This window comes from Lysobacter sp. Root916 (assembly GCF_001429785.1).
In the GTDB taxonomy this organism is placed as follows: Bacteria; Pseudomonadota; Gammaproteobacteria; order Xanthomonadales; family Xanthomonadaceae; genus Lysobacter.
Window position 1 is genome coordinate 449,680 of the sequence record NZ_LMJF01000013.1, and the last position, 17,465, is coordinate 467,144.

14 protein-coding genes are annotated in these 17,465 nt (G+C 69.7%); 12 read left to right on the forward strand and 2 right to left on the reverse strand.

Annotation, left to right across the window (positions count from 1 at the left end; genetic code table 11):
* The first annotated feature begins 94 nt into the window (after nt 1-94).
* The 8 genes from ASE35_RS14515 to ASE35_RS14550 all read left to right on the forward strand — a co-directional run bounded on the left by ASE35_RS14515 (nt 95) and on the right by ASE35_RS14550 (nt 7,235).
* Nucleotides 95-922 carry a fumarylacetoacetate hydrolase family protein gene (locus ASE35_RS14515; protein WP_057164287.1) on the forward strand — a complete coding sequence of 276 codons (828 nt, stop codon included), beginning with the start codon at nt 95-97 and terminating at the stop codon, nt 920-922.
* A complete protein-coding gene (locus tag ASE35_RS14520) occupies nt 919-1,911 on the forward strand; it encodes a TRAP transporter substrate-binding protein (protein ID WP_057164288.1) in 993 nt (330 codons plus the stop codon). The genes ASE35_RS14515 and ASE35_RS14520 overlap by 4 nt, the downstream gene beginning before the upstream one ends.
* Before the next feature lie 43 nt (nt 1,912-1,954).
* Nucleotides 1,955-2,470, forward strand: a complete 516-nt coding sequence (locus tag ASE35_RS14525) for a TRAP transporter small permease (RefSeq protein WP_056181322.1) — start codon at nt 1,955-1,957, stop codon at nt 2,468-2,470.
* Nucleotides 2,470-3,750, forward strand: coding sequence for a TRAP transporter large permease (locus ASE35_RS14530; RefSeq protein WP_057164289.1), 1,281 nt, complete (start codon nt 2,470-2,472; stop codon nt 3,748-3,750). Before ASE35_RS14525 ends, ASE35_RS14530 begins: the two co-directional genes overlap by 1 nt.
* A 187-nt stretch (nt 3,751-3,937) precedes the next feature.
* Entirely contained in the window at nt 3,938-4,966 is a 1,029-nt protein-coding gene (locus ASE35_RS14535; RefSeq protein ID WP_056181325.1) for a LacI family DNA-binding transcriptional regulator, read from the forward strand.
* Nucleotides 4,967-5,143: 177 nt separating this feature from the next.
* The gene (gene kduI, locus ASE35_RS14540; RefSeq protein ID WP_057164290.1) at nt 5,144-5,989 is read left to right on the forward strand and encodes a 5-dehydro-4-deoxy-D-glucuronate isomerase; all 846 of its coding nucleotides are present in this window, start codon (nt 5,144-5,146) and stop codon (nt 5,987-5,989) included.
* Nucleotides 5,990-5,999: 10 nt separating this feature from the next.
* Nucleotides 6,000-6,758 carry a 2-dehydro-3-deoxy-D-gluconate 5-dehydrogenase KduD gene (gene kduD, locus ASE35_RS14545; protein ID WP_057164291.1) on the forward strand — a complete coding sequence of 253 codons (759 nt, stop codon included), beginning with the start codon at nt 6,000-6,002 and terminating at the stop codon, nt 6,756-6,758.
* Nucleotides 6,759-6,779: 21 nt separating this feature from the next.
* A complete protein-coding gene (locus ASE35_RS14550; RefSeq protein WP_057164292.1) occupies nt 6,780-7,235 on the forward strand; it encodes a cupin domain-containing protein in 456 nt (151 codons plus the stop codon).
* A gap of 483 nt (nt 7,236-7,718) precedes the next feature.
* On the opposite strand, the gene ASE35_RS14555 is transcribed toward ASE35_RS14550, so the two are convergent.
* Nucleotides 7,719-10,616, reverse strand: a complete 2,898-nt coding sequence (locus ASE35_RS14555; protein WP_056181093.1) for a TonB-dependent receptor — start codon at nt 10,614-10,616, stop codon at nt 7,719-7,721.
* A 331-nt stretch (nt 10,617-10,947) separates the two neighbouring features.
* Nucleotides 10,948-11,748, reverse strand: a complete 801-nt coding sequence (locus tag ASE35_RS14560; RefSeq protein WP_235567251.1) for a sulfite exporter TauE/SafE family protein — start codon at nt 11,746-11,748, stop codon at nt 10,948-10,950.
* 176 nt (nt 11,749-11,924) lie between these two features.
* Here ASE35_RS14560 and ASE35_RS14565 point away from each other — a divergent pair, with 176 nt between their 5' ends.
* From ASE35_RS14565 to ASE35_RS14580, 4 genes are all read left to right on the forward strand, one after another.
* Entirely contained in the window at nt 11,925-13,946 is a 2,022-nt protein-coding gene (locus tag ASE35_RS14565; protein WP_082611291.1) for a lytic transglycosylase domain-containing protein, read from the forward strand.
* Nucleotides 13,943-14,863, forward strand: a complete 921-nt coding sequence (locus ASE35_RS14570; RefSeq protein ID WP_057164339.1) for a complex I NDUFA9 subunit family protein — start codon at nt 13,943-13,945, stop codon at nt 14,861-14,863. Before ASE35_RS14565 ends, ASE35_RS14570 begins: the two co-directional genes overlap by 4 nt.
* A gap of 510 nt (nt 14,864-15,373) precedes the next feature.
* On the forward strand, nt 15,374-15,751 hold the full coding sequence (locus ASE35_RS14575) for a PH domain-containing protein (RefSeq protein WP_056181099.1): 378 nt from the start codon (nt 15,374-15,376) through the stop codon (nt 15,749-15,751).
* A 24-nt stretch (nt 15,752-15,775) separates the two neighbouring features.
* On the forward strand, nt 15,776-16,996 hold the full coding sequence (locus tag ASE35_RS14580; protein WP_057164294.1) for a multifunctional CCA addition/repair protein: 1,221 nt from the start codon (nt 15,776-15,778) through the stop codon (nt 16,994-16,996).
* Nucleotides 16,997-17,465 lie beyond the last annotated feature (469 nt).

A 17,465-nucleotide genomic window follows, 5' to 3' on the forward strand; every position in this document is an offset into this window, starting at 1 on the left:
TTCCGCTGCCTGGAGTCTAGCTTGGATTGTCAATGACACCGGTTTCCTATACAACAGTTCCGGACAGGAAACGCCGCAGGGGACCCGATCCGGCATGCAGACACCGACCATCGACGACGGCAGCGCAGGCGCCGCGATCGCCCACCGGCTGGTCGCGGCACGCCGCGGCGCGCGTGCGCTGCCCGACTACCCCGGTCCGCTGCCGGCCACGCTGGATCAGGGCTACGCGATCCAGGACCGGGCCATCGGCCAGTGGCCGCAGCCGATCGCGGGCTGGAAGGTCGGGCGCGTCCCGCCGGCCTGGGAAACCCGGCTGGGCGAGGAGCGCCTGGTCGGCCCGATCTTCGCCAACGCGGTTCAGACCGCCACCGGTGGACAAACAGCGCGCTTCGAGGTGATCGAGGGCGGCTTCGCCGCGGTCGAGGCCGAGTTCGTGTTCCGGCTCGGCCGCGACGCGCCCGCCGGCCGCACCGAGTTCGACCACGCGCAGGCCGCGGATCTGGTCGAGGCCCTGCTGATCGGGATCGAGCTGGCCGGCAGTCCGCTGCCCGACATCAACACCCTGGGCCCGCCTATCGTGGTCTCGGACTTCGGCAACAACGCCGGCCTGGTCGTCGGCCCGGAGATTCCGGATTGGCGCGCACTGGCCGACGCCGACCTGCGCTGCGAAACTTTTATCGACGACACCTCGGTCGGACGCGGCGGCGCGGGTTCGATCGCCGGCGGCCTGCTCGCCGCGCTGGCGTTCGCCTTGTCGCGTTGCGCGCGCCGCGGCTATCCGCTCAAGGCCGGCATGCTGGTCACCACCGGCGCGGCCACCGGCATCCACGACATCCTGGCCGGACAACGCGCGATGATCTCGTTCGGGCGCTGGGGCCAGTTGCACTGCGAGGCGGTGCGCGCCAGCGGGGAGCCGGCATGACCACTCGTCGCCAAGTCTTGGGCGGACTCGGCGCGGCCTGCGCCCTGGCCGCGACCTCGGCCGGATTGCGCGCGGGCGACGGCAGCCGCTTGCTCACCGCTACCGACGTGCACGTCAAGGACTACCCCACCGTGGCCGCCGTGCAATGGATCGGGCGCGAGCTCGAGCGCGCCACCGACGGCCGCCTGCGCCTGCGTCTGTACCACTCCGGCCAGCTCGGTCGCGAGTCCGAGGCGATCGACATGGCGCGCTTCGGCGCGATCGACATCACCCGCGTCTACAGCGGCGCGCTCAACAACGCCTTCCCGCTGACCCAGGCGCTGTCGCTGCCCTATGTGTTCGACTCGGTCGCGCACCTGCGCCGCGCGCTGGACGGCGAAGTCGGCGCGGCGGTGCTGCGCGACTTCGGCCGCCGCGAGCTGGTCGGCCTGGCGATCTACGACTGCGGCGCGCGCTGCTTCTACAACGTGCGCCGCCCGATCCGCACCCCGGCCGACATGCACGGCCTGAAGTTCCGGGTGCCGGCCTCGGACATCTTCATGCGCATGATCCGCCTGCTCGGCGGCAATCCGACCCCGCTGGCCTACGGCGAAGTGTTCTCGGCGCTGCAGACGCATCTGATCGACGGCGCCGAAAACAATCTGCGCAGCTACCACTCCAGCCGCCAGTTCGAGGCCGCGCGTTACTGGTCGCAAACCCAGCATTCCTACGCGCCGGACGTGCTGCTGATGTCGCGACGCAGTTTCGATTCGCTGCGCGCCGACGACCGCGCCCTGCTGCTGGACATCGCGCGCCGCTCGGTGGCGGTGATGCGCAGCTTGTGGGACGAATCCGAAGCGGTGGCGCGCGCGGCGGTGGTCGCCGGCGGCGTGCGCATCAACGACTGCGACCTGCCCGCGTTCCGCGCCGCGGTGCAGCCGCTGCTGGACGACTACCACCGCGACCCGGCGATCGAATCCCTGTACCGCCGCATCCGTTCCCTGGCCTGAGGCAGATCCCGTGGCAGACGCTCCCCTCGCCGCGAACGCGGACATCGAACACCAGCAGGACCGGACCGCGCCGCGCGGCGCGCTGGATCGGCTGGCCGGCATCGCGGTCGCCATCGCCGGCGCCGCCCTGGTAGGCATGGTCGCGGTGCAGGCCCTGCAGGTGTTCGCGCGCTACGTGCTCAACGATTCGCCGGGCTGGACCGAGCCGGTCGCGCTGCTGCTGCTGAACACCGCCATGAGTTTCGGCGCCGCCGCCGGCGTGCACCGCGGCTCGCACTTCGGCTTCTTCATCCTGGTCCACCGCTCGCGCCCGGCCGTGCGGCGCTGGCTGCTCGCGTTCTCCAACCTGGTGATCGCCAGCATCGGCGCGGTACTGGCGGTGTGGGGCGGAGAACTGCTGCTGGACGGACTGGACATCCCCATGGCCGGCGCACCGCTGCCGCAGAGCGCGGTGTACGCGCCGATGGCGCTGGGCGGCGCGCTGATGGCGGTGTTCGCGTTGCAACGCATGGTCGCGGCCCTGACAGCGCCGCTCACCGACCCCCACCGGAGCGCCTGATGGAAGTCGCGATACTTTTCGGCGTGTTCGCCGTGCTGCTGATCGTCGGCGTGCCGGTGGCCTACGCCCTGTCCTCGGCCGCCTTGGCGACCCTGATCTGCATCGGCCTGCCGCCGATCGTGGTGGTGCAGCAGACCGCGGCCGGCGCCGGCTCAGCCTCGCTGATCGCGATTCCGCTTTTCATCTTCGCCGGCGAAATCATGCTGCGCGGCGGCATCTCCGAACGCCTGATCGGCCTGGCGTCGGCGCTGGTCGGGCATCTGCGCGGCGGCCTGGGCCAGGTCAGCGTGCTGTCCTCGCTGTTCTTCGGCGGCGTGTCGGGCTCGGCCATCGCCGACGTCTCGGCGATCGGCGGCGCGATGATCCCGCAGATGGTCAAGCGCGGTTTCGACCGCGACTTCGCCGTCAACGTGACCATGACCGCATCCATGGTCGCGCTGCTGGTGCCGCCCTCGCATAACCTGATTTTGTACTCGGCCTCGGCCGGCGGCAGCATCTCCATCGCCGACCTGTTCGCGGCCGGCATCGTTCCGGCGCTGCTGATGACGGTCACCCTGATGGCGACCTGCTGGGTGATCGCGCGCCGGCGCGGCTACGCGGTCGAGCCCTTCCCCGGCTTCGGCATCGTGCTGCGCCGTTTCGTCGCCGCGCTGCCGGGCTTGTTGCTGGTGGCCCTGATCTTCGTCGGCATCCGCGCCGGCATCTTCACCGCGGTCGAGAGCGCGGCCATCGCCGTGGTCTACGCGCTGCTGGTGACCGCGCTGGTCTATCGCAATCTGCGCTGGCGCGATTTCCTGGAGACCGTCGCCGGCGCCGCGCGCACCACCGGCATGATCCTGTTCGTGATCGCCTCGGCGGCCTCGTTCGGCTGGCTGCTGGCCTATCTGCAGGTGCCCACCGCCGCGGTCGAGGCCTTGACCTCGCTGACCACCGACAAGAACCTGCTGCTGTTGCTGATGATCCTGATCCTGCTGGTGCTGGGCACCTTCATGGACCTGGCGCCGATGATCATCATCTGCACGCCGATCTTCCTGCCGCTGGCCAAGGCGATCGGCGTCGACCCGGTGCACTTCGGCGTGATCCTGATTCTCAAGGGCGGCATCAGCCTGATCTCGCCGCCGCTGGGCTCGGTGCTGTTCGTGGGCACGGCGATCGGCAAGATCAGCATAGGCGAGACCCTGCGCACGATCTGGCCGTTCTGGCTGGCCGCGCTGGCGGTGCTGCTGGTGGTGACCTTCGTGCCGCAGCTGTCGCTGTGGCTGCCGGCGCTGTTGAAGTAGGCACGCGATGTCCACCGGGGACATCGCCGGCGCAGGCGGCTAGAATCGGCTCAGCCCCGGTGCCCGCACCGGCTCGTTTCTCCTTCGCCGAGCCGCCATGAATCCTGCCCCCCCGCGCGGCTCGCGCCGCGGACCGCGCAGCGCCCGTTCCGCCGATGCGGCCGCAGGCGAGGCCGCGTCGCCGCGGATGCCGGCACCGGGCAAGGCCACCATCAACGACATCGCGCGCCTGGCGGCGGTGTCGAAGAAGACGGTGTCGCGGGTGATCAACAACTCGCCGCTGGTGCGCCCGGACACGCGCGAGAAGATCCAGTCGCTGATGAAACAGCTGGGCTACGCGCCCGATCCGCAGGCGCGCGGGCTGGCGTTTCGGCGCTCGTTCCTGATCGGGCTGGTCTACGACAACCCGACCGCGCAGTACATCGTCAACATGCAGTACGGCGCGCTCGACGCCCTGCGCGATTCCGGCTACGAGCTGGTCGTGCACCCTTGCGACAGCCATCGCGAGGACTACATCGACGGCATCCGCCGCTTCGCGCTGCAGCAGAAGCTGCACGGCGTGATCCTGATTCCGCGCGTGTCCGAGGACGACCAGCTGGCCGCGGCCCTGCGCGAAATCGACGTGCGCTACGTGCGCATCGCCTCGATCCCGCTGGACGAGCCGGCCAACATGCTGCACACCCAGGACCGCCTGGCCGGCGTCGAAGCCGCCAACTACCTGCAGTCGCTGGGCCATCGGCAGCTCGGCCTGATCACCGGCCCGCGCCGCTACCGCTCCTCGATCGAACGCGGCGGCGGGTTCCGCCACGGCCTGGCCCAGCGCGGCATCGAGCTGGCCGAGGACTATGTGTTCGAGGGCGGCTACACCTTCGAGTCCGGCGTCGCCGGCGCCGAGTACTTGCTGGCGAAGTCGCCGCGCCCCACCGCCATCTTCGCCTGCAACGACGAGATGGCCGCCGGCGTGTACAAGGCCGCGATGCGACGCGGCCTGTCGATTCCGGCCGATCTGTCGGTGGTGGGCTACGACGACAGCCCGCTGGCGACCCAGTTGTGGCCGGCCCTGAGCACCATCCACTCGCCGATCCGCGACCTCGGCCGCCAGGCCGCGCAGATGCTGTTGGCGCCGGAACCCGAGGACGGCGACGCCCCCGCCGAGCCGGTCTCGGTCACCCCGCACCTGGTGGTGCGCGACTCCAGCCAGCGCCCGCCGGCCTGAGCCCCCGCCGCCGGCGGGCAGCCCGAATCCAGCTTCCGAATCGCGCTACGACGCGGCCGCCCGCGCATGCCCGCGGCTTCGTGCACGGCATTTTGACACCGGTTACCAAAACCCCGTTATGATCCCCGGATCAGCCGCCGCGGGCGGCAACGCAGGCATGCGCTTTCCGGAGGCCCGATGTTCCGCAAGACCTACCACGCCACCCATCCCGACATGATGGCCGGCGCCAGCAACGAGCAATTGCGCGACCGCTACCTGATCGGCGAGCTGTTCGCGCCCGGCGAAGTCCGTCTCAACTACTCGCACAACGAGCGCTTCGTGATCGGCGGCGCCGCGCCCGTGGGCGCGCCGGTGGTGCTGCCGGCGCAGGCCGAACCGGCCTCGGCCGCCGGCCAGCCCTTCCTGGCCCGGCGCGAGCTGGGCGTGGTCAACGTCGGCGCGGGCGCCGGTACGGTCACCGTCGACGGCCAGGCGTATGCGCTGCAGCCCAAGGACGGCCTGTACGTGCCGATGGGCAGCGCCCAGGTCGAGTTCGCCTCCGACGACGCCGCCCAGCCGGCCAAGTTCTACCTGGCCTCCACGCCCGCGCACGCGCGCTACGAGACCGTGCACATCTCGATCGACAAGGCGGTACCGCTGGAACGCGGCGCGCTGGAGACCTCGAACGAACGCACCATCTACCAGTACATCGTGCCGGCCACCTGCCAGTCCTGCCAGCTGCTGCTGGGCCTGACCGTGCTCAAGACCGGCAGCGTCTGGAACACCATGCCGCCGCATCTGCACGACCGTCGCTCCGAGGTCTATTTCTATTTCGATCTCGGCGACCAGAGCGTGATGCACTTCATGGGCGAACCGGCCGACATGCGCCACCTGGTGATCCGCAACGACGAGGCCGTGGTGTCGCCGCCGTGGTCGATCCACATGGGCTCGGGCACGCGCAACTACTGCTTCATCTGGGCGATGGGCGGCGAGAACCTGGACTACACCGACATGCACCAACTCGATCTGTGCCAACTCAAGTGAGGCCGCGCGCATGAGCGTTTCGCCGTTCGATCTCAGCGGTCGCGTCGCCCTGGTCACCGGCGGCAATCGCGGCCTCGGCCAAGGGCTGGCCCTGGCGCTGGCCGCGGCCGGCGCCGACATCGTCGCGGTCAGCACCGGCGCGGCCACCGACACCGGCCGCCACGTGCGCGCGCTGGGCCGGCGCTTCCACGCGATCGAAGCCGATCTGTCGACGCTGGCGCCGATCGCGGGCATCGTCGAGGAATCGGTCGCGCAACTCGGTTCGGTCGACATCCTGGTCAACAACGCCGGTCTGATCCGGCGCGCCGACGCGGTCGATTTCAGCGAGGCCGATTGGGATGCGGTGATCGACGTCAATCTCAAGAGCGCGTTCTTCCTGGCCCAGGCGGTGGGCCGGCGCATGATCGCGGCCGGCGGCGGCAAGATCATCAACATCGCCTCGATGCTGTCGTTCCAGGGCGGCATCCGCGTGCCCTCGTATACCGCCAGCAAATCCGGCCTGGCCGGCATCACCCGCCTGCTCGCCAACGAATGGGCCGGCAAGGGCGTCCACGTCAATGCGATCGCGCCGGGCTACATGGCCACCGACAACACCGCCCAGCTGCGCGCCGACGAGGGCCGCAACCGCGAGATCCTGGCGCGCATTCCGGCCGGGCGTTGGGGCGACCCCTCCGATCTCGGCGGCGCCGCGGTGTTTCTGGCCAGTCGCGCGGCCGACTACGTGCACGGCGCGATCCTGCCCGTGGACGGCGGCTGGCTCGCGCGCTGAGCGTTAGCGGAGGGTGTCGGCATGAGGAAGCAACGCTGGTCGCGACTCGTTTGCCTGCTCGCGCTCGCCTGGTGCGCCGGCGTCGCGCAGGCCGCAGCGCCGGCCTGCGCGCCACGCAGCGGCTCCTATGTCGAACAGGCGCGCGATCTGGCCGTGGACCAGCCCGGCCCGCATGAAGGCCAGGGCCGCACCACCGCCTATCCCTTCTTCGAGCAGGCAGCGGATTTCGACCTGGTATTCCGCCAGCGCGCGCTGCATCGCGGCGCCAGCATCGGCGAGCACCGCAACGACAAGGACGAGATCTATTACGTGCTCAGCGGCCGCGGCGAACTGATGCTGGACGAGGCCCGCCGCGAAGTCGGCGTCGGCGACGCCATCCTAACCCGCAAGGGCAGCACGCACGGCCTGAAACAGCTAGGCGAGCAGGATCTGGTGATCGTGGTGGTCTACCGCCGCGTCCAACCCGCCGGTTGCTGATTGCCGCAAGCCGTGAAGTAGCCGGCCGCTCCTCCCTGTAGGAGCGGCACACGCCACGACCGCGACGCCGCGGCTACGACGAAACCAACGACGCACGCCGAATTCCGGGTCGCGGCTCACGCCGCTCCTACCCCGGGCTAACCACTCCCGCTTCCTGTAAGAGCGGCACACGCCGCGACCGCGAAGCCGCAGCCACGACGAAACCAACGACGCACGCCGAATTCCCGGTCGCAGCGTGTGCCGCTCCTACAGGGAGCAGACGGCCTCCCGCTTTCTGTGGGAGCGGCGTAAGCCGCGATGCGGCCGCGCGCGCGGCGTGAGCATCGTCATGGCCGTATGCCGATCGCGGCTTACGCCGCTCCCACAACGACAGGACCATCGGCATCCAAGCTTCACAAGCCTTGCGAACGTGCCCACGCCCCACAAACGAAACGGCCGGCGATTCGCATCGCCGGCCGTCGCGTTACTAAGTCGAACGTTGAATCAGAAACGGTAATCGGCGCTGACGTACCAGAAGGTGCCCGGCAGGTCGTAGGTGCCCGCGTCGTAACCGTTGAGCGAGCAGGTCACGCACACCGGCGGGTCCTTGCCGAACACGTTGTTGGCGCCGGCCGACAGCTTCAGGCCTTCCAGCGTGAACGCGTTCTTCCAGCCGAACTGGATGTCGTGATAGGTCACCGAACCCAGGGTGTTGACGTTCTGCGGGTTCAAGCAGCCCGGCTTGGGACCGGCGTAGACCGAGTTGCCGCAATCCTCGTCGACCGAGGCGATATAGCGCACGTTCCAGCTAGCGTCGAAGTCGCCCTTGTTCCAACCCAACTGCAGGTTGGTCTGCCACTCCGGAATCGCGCTGTCGGCCACTTCCACGCCGACCTTGCGCTGGGAGACGTTGCCGTCGATGTCCACCGCCTTGTAGTCGTTGACGAAGGTCGACTGCAGACCCGCGGTCAGACGGCCCCAGCTCCAATCCGGGCTGGCCCAGTTGACCTTGATGTCGACGCCGTCGGTCTTGACGCTACCCAGGTTGCTGAGGAAGTTGTTGGGCGGGTTGAGGTTGCCGCTGGCCGCGCGCGAGAACGGCGAGCACACCGACGGGGTGGTACCGCCGCTGGCCAAGCACGCGTTGAGCAACGCCTGCAGATCGCGCGCCTGGATCGCGCCGTCGATCTTGTGGTGGTAGTAGTTCAGCTCAAGGTCGAGCTTGCTCGACCACGACAGGCCTTCGGCCCAGCTCGGGCTGTAGACCAGGCCGACGGTGTAGCTGTCGGACTCTTCCGGATCCAGGTTCGGATTACCGCCGGTGAAGGTGGTGATCTGGGTGTTGGCCTGCTCGAAGCCGGGCGGCACGCCCTGCGCGTTACAGCCGGCCACGTACTGCGGGGCCGGGCCGCCGCCGCCGGTCGGACCGCAGGGGTCGACCAGGCTGGCGCCGAACTGGGTCAGGCCGTACAGCTCGCCCAGGTTGGGGGCGCGGAAGCCCTGCGAGTAGGTACCGCGGATCACCAGGTCCTCGATCGGCTGCCAACGGAAACCGGCCTTGCCGGTGGTGGCGCCACCGAAGGTCGAGTAATCCGAGTAGCGGATCGCGGCGGTGATGTCCAAGGTCGACAACACCGGGAAGTTGAACTCGGTATAGATTTCGCTGACGTCGTAGTTGGCGTTGACCGGCGCGGCGAACGAGTCCTGCGATTCGCCGGTCTGACGCAGCGGATCGGGGTTGAACTCGCCGCGGTAACGGCGGTGCTCGACGCCGGCCGCGAAGCCGGCCGCGCGATCGCCGATGTCGAACAGATCGCCGGTGATGTTGGCCGAGAACAGGTCCAGCACCTGCTTGCTCGAGTCGATCTGCTTGGTGCGGATCCAGTCGATCATGGCCTGCGTCATCGGACGCGCCTGACCGCCGAACAGGTCCAGCGGCACGCAGCCCGGCACCGCCGCGCACACCGCCGGATCGCCCAGGGCGAGCTTGATCTTGGCGACGTTGTAGCCGTTGCGGAAGGTCTGCTCGGCCTTGTTCTCCGAGTGCACGTAGTTGGCGTCCCAGCCGAAGCCGCGCTCGCCGATATCGAACACGCCGTCCAGGCCGATGTTGAAGTAGGTGGTGTCGACGTCCTGCTCGAAGATGCGCGGGCCGACTTCGATCGGACGCTTGGTCACCCAACCGAAGTTGGTGGCCGGGTCCAGGGTGATGCCGAACGGGTTGTACGGATTGTTGGCGTGCACGATCACCGTGTCGGCGATGCCGCCGGTGCCGGCGAAGGGACCGACGAAGATCGGTTCCGGCGCGGCCTGGTTGGTCGAGGTGCGGTTGTTGTACAGCGCCTTCACGTGCAACCGGGTGTTTTCGGTCAGGTCGTAGTTGAGGCTGGTGAACAGCGCCTTGCGCTTGCTCGGGGTCAGCAGCAGGTTGAACGGCGCGAAGTTGAAGCGGTCGGCGCCGCTGAAGCCGTGGTAGGTGCCGCCGTTGGGGTTGTTCGGATCGAACACCGGCACGGTGGTGCCGTTATTGAGGGTGATGTCGTACCAGTTGTCGCCCGCCGCGTCGCAACCGCCGACGCCGGTGACCGGACGGCTGGGATCGCAGAAGGTGAAGCGGCCCTGCGGAATGCCCGAGCTGCCCGCGGCCAGGCCGCCGCCGGGTACCGGCTCGGACGACTGCTTCCAGCTGCCGGAGCTGATCGCCTTCTGTTCGAAGTAGCTGGCGCCGAACACGGCCGACCAGCGCTCGCCGGCGCCGCCCAGGGTCATGCTGGCTTCGGTGGTGTCGCCGCCGTCGCCCCACTGGCCGAAATAGGCGTGGACTTCGGCGCCGTCCAGCTTGCGACGGGTGATGATGTTGACCACGCCCGCGATGGCGTCGGAGCCGTAGATCGCCGAGGCGCCGTCTTCCAGCACTTCGATGCGCTCGACGATCGCCAGCGGGATGGTGTTGACGTCGGCGCTGCCGCTGACGCCCGATGCGGAGGATTCGTTGACCCAACGGATGCCGTCGACCAGCACCAGCACGCGCTGCGAGCCGAGGTTGCGCAGGTCGACCTGGGCCGAGCCGGCGCCGATGCCGCCGCCGTCCGGCGGATAGCCGAAGTTGCCCGAGGAGTTGAACTTGGCGTTGAGCGCCTTGCCGCCGGCGGTGAGCTGCTGCAGCACTTCGCCGACGGTCTGCACGCCGGTCTTCTCGAGCTTCTGGCGATCCAGCACGAACACCGGCTGGGCCGTGACCGCGTTGGTCTGTTTGATGCGGGTGCCCGTGACCGTCACCGTGTCCAAGGTAGTGGCCGAGGGGGCGGGGGCGGCGTCCTGTGCGGCGGCGAGGCCGGGCAGGCTGATCAGCAACGACAACTGGATGGCTTTCGCCAAGGACTGGCGGCGCAACGGCTTCATCTCTCTCTCCCTAAGTTAAGACGTGGCTGTGTTTTGTTTTGGGCGCCGGGCCCCTGTTCCCTGGCGTCACGAGGTTGTAAACAATTCGTGAATCCGCCACAAGCGGCAAAGTACCCTGTGTCGCCGCGAATTGCCGATTTCGCGACGCAGGACACCGCTAGGCCGCCCGTTCAGGCAGTCGATTTAATAAAAATCAATCAGTTACATGTTCAGCTGGCGATCAGACGAGCGCCAGGGCCGCTCCCACGGCCCACCGCATCGGGCGCTGCCTTGCCTGTTCCGGCGGGCGCCGCCCCCACACCCACCCACCGCCCGGCCCGCGAATCGCGGCTCAGCCGCCCAGCAGCAGGCTCACCGCCACCACCACCAGGAAGGCCGCGAACACCCGCTTCAGGGTCGCACCACTCAATCGGTGTGCCAATCGTGTGCCGTAGGGCGCGGCCAGCACCGAGGCGATCGCCACGCCGATCGCGGCCGGCAGATAGACGTAGCCGATCGCGTGGTGCGGCAGGGCCCCGGGCGGGGCGTGCAGGGCGTAGCCCACCGCCGAGGCCAGGCCGATCGCGACCCCGCAGGCCGAGGAGGTGCCGACCGCGCGCACCGGCGCGATCCCGCGCCAGACCAGCAGGGGCACGGTCATGCTGCCGCCACCGATCCCGACCACCGCCGAAACCGCGCCGATGCCGACCCCGGCCGCGCTCATGGCCACCCCGCGCGGCGGCGGCTCGTGGTCGGCCACGGCCGCGCGGTTCTTGCCGAACAGCAGCTGCGCGGCGGCGATCAGGCAGTAGCCGGCGACGATGTAGCGCAGCAGATCGTCGTCGATGCGCACCGCGACCATGCTGCCGAACCAGCCGCCGATCAGCAGGCCCGGCACCATCCAGGCCACGGTCGGCCAAAGCACGCTGCCGCGCTTGGCATGCGCGCGCGCCGACGCCGCCGCGGTCAATACGATGCTGGCCAGCGAACTGGCCAGCGCGGTGTGCATCGCCGCTTCCTGCGGCACGCCGACCCAGGGCGCCAGCCACGACAGCGCCGCGACCAGCACCAGACCGCCGCCGACGCCGAGCAATCCGGCGAGCACGCCGGCGACCGCTCCGAGTAGCAGAAATACCAGCCAAGCGATCGTCACGGCGTCTCCTTGCGTTGCTTGAGTAGGATGCGGTAGCCGCCGGCGAACCGCATCGTCGCGAGGCGAGCGATGCGCGTCGCGATTCGCGTTGCGCTCGTCACATCCTACGACGCGCGCCTGCCCGACGGGTCGCCTTCACGCCGGAGATTCATCGTCGCTGGGCTATAGTCCGGCTCATGCTCCCACGCCCTCTCCCCCTGTTGTTCGCCGCGCTCGCGGCCACCCTCGCCACCGCCGCCTGCGCGCAGACCACGGCCGCGCCGCCGGCCGTCGCCAGCGTGCCCGCGCCCATCGCCGATCCGCTGCTGCCGCGCGTGCGCGCCGCGCTCGAAGCCGCCGAAAACGGCAGCTTCGATGCCGCCCAATACGCCGATCTCGCCCGCCATCCGCTGTACGGCTGGATCGAGTACGCCGGCCTGCGCCGCAATATCGATTCGCTGTCCAACGCGCAGGCGCAAAACTTCCTCGCCCGCTACGGCGACCAGGCCGCCGGCGGCGCCTTCCGCGAGATCTGGCTGGCCGCCAGCGCACGCCGCGAGGACTGGCCGGCCTTCCTTGCGGCCTGGAAGCCCGAACTGGTCAAGAACACCGCGCTGCGCTGCGCCGAACTCAGCGCGCGCCAGGCCCTGCGCCGCGCCGACGCGCAATGGACGCGCGACGCGCAGGCGGTATGGAGCGCCAGCGGCAAGGCCCTGCCCAACGAATGCGACGCGCCGATGGCGCTGCTCGCGGCCCAGGGCGGGCTCGACGAAACCTTGCGCTGGCAGCGCATCGACGCCGCCGCCGCGGAAGGGCTGACGGCGGTGATGCGCAGCGCCGCGCGCGGCCTGCCCGCCGATCAACAGGCCCAGGCCAACGATTACGCCGCCTTCATCGATGGCGTCAACGAGCGCGCGCTGAGCTGGCCCAAGACCGAACGCAGCCGGCGCATGGCCTCCTACGGCCTGGCGCGCCTGGGCAAGTCGGCACCGGCCGCGGCCGAAGCGCAACTGCCCAAGTACGCCAGCGCGCTGGGCTTCAGCGACGAAGACCGCGGCCGCGTGCTGTACCAGACCGCGCTGTGGACGGTGGCCTCGTACGGGCCCGAGTCCGCCCAGCGCCTCAATGCCGTGCCTGCCGTGTCCTACGACGAACGCCTGCACGAGTGGCGCGCGCGCGAGGCGATGGCGCGCTCGGATTGGGCCGGCGCGCTGGCCGCGATCCGCAAGATGGGCGCCAAGCAGCGCGGCGATTCGCGTTGGCAGTATTTCGAGGCGCGCCTGACCGAACGCGCCGGCGACAAGGCCGGTGCCGACCGCCTGTACCGCGAGGCCGCGCGCAAGCCCGAGTTCCACGGCTTCCTCGCCGCCGACCGCATCGGCCAGCCTTACGCGCTGTGCCCGCTGATCCCCAACGACAGCGCCGCCGCCAAGGCGACGATCGCGCGCGATCCGGCGGTGCTGCGCGCGATGGGCTTGTACAAGATCGAGCGCAAGTCCTGGGCGGTGCGCGAGTGGGACGACGCGCTGTCGCGCTTCGACAACGACCAGCGCCGCATCGCGGTCGAAGTCGCGCAGAGCCACGGCTGGTTCGACCGCGCGGTGTTCTCGCTGGGCAAGGGCAATCCCGAAGAGCTGCGCCTGTACAACTTGCGCTTCCCGCTGCACCACGACGCCACGATCCGGCGCGAGTCGGCCAAGAACAACCTCGACCCGGCCTGGGTCGCGGCCGAGATCCGCGCCGAAAGCGTGTTCGATCCCAACGCCCGCTCCGGCGCCAACGCCATGGGCCTGATGCAGGTGGTGCCAGCCACCGGCGCCAACGTGTCCAAGCGCCTGGGCCTGCCCTGGGGCGGCGCGGCCACGCTGTACGACTCCGACACCAACATCATCCTGGGCACCGCCTACCTGCGCGAGCTGCTGGACAAGTACGGCGGCCAGCCCTACTTCGCCATGGCCGGCTACAACGCCGGTCCGGCGCCGCTGGCGCGCTGGCAGTCGCAGCGCCCGGGCATGGACGCGGACTTCTGGATCGAGACCATCAGCTACAAGGAAACGCGCGAGTACGTGGCGCGCGTGCTGGCCTTCAGCGTGATCTACGACTGGCGCCTCAACGGCGACGCGATGAACATGACCGACCGCATGCGCGGCCGCATCGACGCGCCGCGCAAGCGTTTCGTGTGTCCGCTGGCCGCCGCGCCGGCGGCCAAGTCGCCGTGAACACCGCGGCGCGGCGCCACGTCGTCGTGCTCGGCGGCACCGGCTTCGTTGGCCGGCGCCTGGTCGCGCGCCTGTTGCGCGACGGCCATCGCCTGACCGTGCTCAGCCGCGGCGGCGATCCGGCCAAGCGCGCGCTGCTGCCGCGCGATTCCAGCCTGATCGAGGGCGACGTGCACGACTCGGGTTTCCTGCGTGCGGTGCTCGACGACGCCGACGCCGTGGTCAACCTGATCGGCATCCTCAACGAACGCGGCGACGACGGCAGCGGCTTCGAACGCGTGTACGTGGGCCAGCTCGAGTCCCTGATCGAAGCCATGCGCGAGATGGGCGTGCGCCGCCTGCTGCAGATGAGCGCGCTCGGTGCCGGCAGCGGCGACAGCCATTACCTGCAGGCGCGCGGCCGCGCTGAGCAGCGCGTGCGCGCGTCCGGCCTGGACTGGACCCTGTTCCGGCCCTCGGTCATCGCCGGTCCCGGCGACGGCCTGTTCTGCCGCTTCGATCAGTTGCTGCGTTTCGCGCCGGCGCTGCCGATCGGCCGCGCCGAGGCGCGCTTCCAACCGGTCTGGGTGGGCGACGTGGTCCAGGCCTATGCACGCGCGCTCGCCGACGGCGGCAGCATCGGCCACAGCTACGACCTGGTCGGCCCCGACGTCTACACCCTGGCCGAGCTGGTGCGCCTGACCGCGCGCGCGCGCGGCCGCCTGCGCGCGGTGATCCCGTTGCCGCAGGCCTTGGGCCGCCTGCAGGCCGGCATCGGCGAACACCTGCCGGGCAAGCCGATCAGCCGCGACAACTGGCGTTCGCTGCAGACCGACTCGGTCAGCGCCGACAACGGGCTGTCCCAGCTCGGCATCGCCGCTACGCCCGTGGCGCCGCGGCTGCGCGAGATCCTCGGCTTGGAGCCGGCGGCCGACTGAGGCCGCGTTGCGCAGCGAACAGCCGGACTGCAGGATGCGGTGACAACCGCATCGACGCGGTAGCCGTAGCGACGTTCGATGCGGTGCGCCTGCGGCTTACCGCATCCCGCGGCCTGAAGCGCGTTACGCAGCGAATGTCCGGGCTTAGTAGGATGCGGTGACAACCGCATCGACACGGTAGCCGTAGCGACGATCGATGCGGTGCGCCTGCGGCTTACCGCATCCTACGGCCTGAAGCGCGGTACGCAGCGACTGCCCGGGCTTTGTAGGATGCGGTGACAACCGCATCGACACGGTAGCCGTAGCGACGTTCGATGCGGTGCGCCTGCGGCTTACCGCATCCTACGGCCGGCGACGCCGGCATCTTTGCTCGTCATTCCCGCGCAGGCGGAAATGACGAGCAAAAGAGAAGGCCACCATGGCCTCCGCCACGTCCCTCCACATCGCACCACTCGCCCCATCGCCCAACAAGCCTTAGCATCGGTGTTCACCCCACACAGGAACGCCGCCATGGGCCTGCTCGACACCCTGCTCGGCCACGCCGGCGACAAGCCGGTCGACAAGATCGCCGAAGACTTCATGCCCCTGCTCGCGCCCGGCGAGACCGTGCAGCGCGCGTTCGGCGAGATCCGCGACCTGATCGTGTTCACCGACCGCCGCCTGATCCTGGTCGACAAGCAGGGCGTGACCGGCCGCAAGACCGAGTTCCTCAGCCTGCCTTATCGCAGCATCGTGATGTTCTCGCTGGAAACCGCCGGTCATTTCGATCTCGAATCCGAATTGCGGGTCTGGGTCTCGGGCCAGCCGGCGCCGATCGTGCGCCACCTCGGCCGCAGCAGCGGCGCCGAGGACATCATCGCGCTGCTGGCGCAGAACTCGCCGCGCTGAACGCGCGCGTTCGGCGGCGATGAGATGAAGACCTATCTGGTCGGCGGCGCGGTCCGCGATCGCCTGCTCGGACGGACGCCGGGCGATCGCGACTACGTGGTGGTCGGCGCCACTCCGCAGGCGATGCTCGAAGCCGGCTACAAGCCGGTCGGGCGCGACTTCCCGGTGTTCCTGCATCCGGACACCGGCGAGGAATACGCACTCGCGCGCACCGAACGCAAATCCGGGCGCGGCTATCGCGGCTTCGTCGTGGACGCCGACCCGTCGGTGTCGCTGGAGGAAGACCTGGGCCGGCGCGACTTCACCATCAACGCCATCGCCCAGGACGAGGACGGCGCGCTGGTCGACCCCTACGGCGGCGCGCGCGATCTGGAAGCGCGCGAGCTGCGCCACGTCGGCCCGGCCTTCGTCGAGGATCCGCTGCGGGTGCTGCGCGCGGCGCGTTTCATGGCGCGCTTCGCCGCCCTGGGCTTCAGTGTCGCGCCCGAAACCACCGCCTTGATGCGGCACATGGCCGAGTCCGGCGAGCTCGCCGAACTGGTGCCCGAACGCGTGTGGCAGGAACTGCGGCGCGCGCTCGCCAGCGAACGGCCCTCGGCCTTCCTGCGTACCCTGCGCGAGGCCGGCGCGCTGGGCGCGGTGCTGCCGGAAGTGGACGCGTTGTACGGCGTGCCGCAGCCCGCGCAGTACCACCCCGAGGTCGACAGCGGCCTGCATACCGAGCTGGTCTGCGACATGGCCGCGCGGCTGGCGCCGGGCGACGATCTGATCGGCTATGCCGCGCTCACCCACGATCTGGGCAAGGCGCTGACGCCGAGCGAGGCGCTGCCCAAGCATCACGGTCACGAGCGTGCGGGGCTGGAGCCCTTGCGCGCGCTCAACGAGCGCCTGAAGGTGCCGACCGAATATCGCCAGCTCGCCGAAGCCGCCTGCCGCGAGCATCTCAACGTGCATCGCTACGACGAACTGCGCGCGGCCACGGTGTACGAGCTGATCGCGCGCTGCGACGGCTTCCGCCAACCCGAGCGCGTGCGCCGCTTGAGCCTGGTCTGCGAAGCCGACAAGCGCGGCCGCACCGGCCTGTCCGAGGTCGAATACCCGCAAGGGCAGCGCCTGCGCGACGCCCTGGACGCCGCGCTCGCGGTGCGCGCCTCCGACATCGCCGCCGGCCGCAGCGGCCCCGAAGTCGGCGAAGCCCTGCGCCGCGCGCGTATCGCCGCGATCGCCGTCGTGAACGGCAAGTAGGCCGGTTCGCCGCCTACCCTGGCGCTCCCACTAGGTAACGCCGCCCCCGCCGCTCCTACCCGGCCCTGCCGACTCTGCTTTCTGCTTTCTGTGGGAGCGGCGTAAGCCGCGATGAAGGCTCCGCACTCGTCGCGAAACTCGCGTCATCGCCGCAGCCCAATCGCGGCTTACGCCGCTCCCACAGCGCAGGCGCATCGCACACCGAACATCGCTCGCCCCTACCCACGTCTCTTCCGATCACTGCCTGTAGGAGCGGCGCAAGCCGCGACCGCGAAATCGCACCCACGACGAAGCCAACGACGCACGCCGAATCCCGAGTCGCGGCTCACGCCGCTCCTACCCGACCCTGCCAACTCCGCTTTCTGTGGGAGCGGCATAAGCCGCGATGCAGCCGCACCCATGACGAAACCAACGACGCACGGCGAACACCGAGTCGCGGCTCGCGCCGTTCCCACCGCGCCCTGCCGAC

Bases quoted from the DNA above. Each gene is read 5' to 3' on its own strand.
- ASE35_RS14515 (WP_057164287.1), top strand. From the start codon at position 95: ATGCAGACACCGACCATCGACGACGGCAGCGCAGGCGCCGCGATCGCC.
- ASE35_RS14520 (WP_057164288.1), top strand. From the start codon at position 919: ATGACCACTCGTCGCCAAGTCTTGGGCGGACTCGGCGCGGCCTGCGCC.
- ASE35_RS14530 (WP_057164289.1), top strand. From the start codon at position 2,470: ATGGAAGTCGCGATACTTTTCGGCGTGTTCGCCGTGCTGCTGATCGTC.
- ASE35_RS14535 (WP_056181325.1), top strand. From the start codon at position 3,938: ATGCCGGCACCGGGCAAGGCCACCATCAACGACATCGCGCGCCTGGCG.
- kduI (WP_057164290.1), top strand. From the start codon at position 5,144: ATGTTCCGCAAGACCTACCACGCCACCCATCCCGACATGATGGCCGGC.
- kduD (WP_057164291.1), top strand. From the start codon at position 6,000: ATGAGCGTTTCGCCGTTCGATCTCAGCGGTCGCGTCGCCCTGGTCACC.
- ASE35_RS14550 (WP_057164292.1), top strand. From the start codon at position 6,780: ATGAGGAAGCAACGCTGGTCGCGACTCGTTTGCCTGCTCGCGCTCGCC.
- ASE35_RS14555 (WP_056181093.1), bottom strand. From the start codon at position 10,616: ATGAAGCCGTTGCGCCGCCAGTCCTTGGCGAAAGCCATCCAGTTGTCG.
- ASE35_RS14565 (WP_082611291.1), top strand. From the start codon at position 11,925: ATGCTCCCACGCCCTCTCCCCCTGTTGTTCGCCGCGCTCGCGGCCACC.
- ASE35_RS14575 (WP_056181099.1), top strand. From the start codon at position 15,374: ATGGGCCTGCTCGACACCCTGCTCGGCCACGCCGGCGACAAGCCGGTC.
- ASE35_RS14580 (WP_057164294.1), top strand. From the start codon at position 15,776: ATGAAGACCTATCTGGTCGGCGGCGCGGTCCGCGATCGCCTGCTCGGA.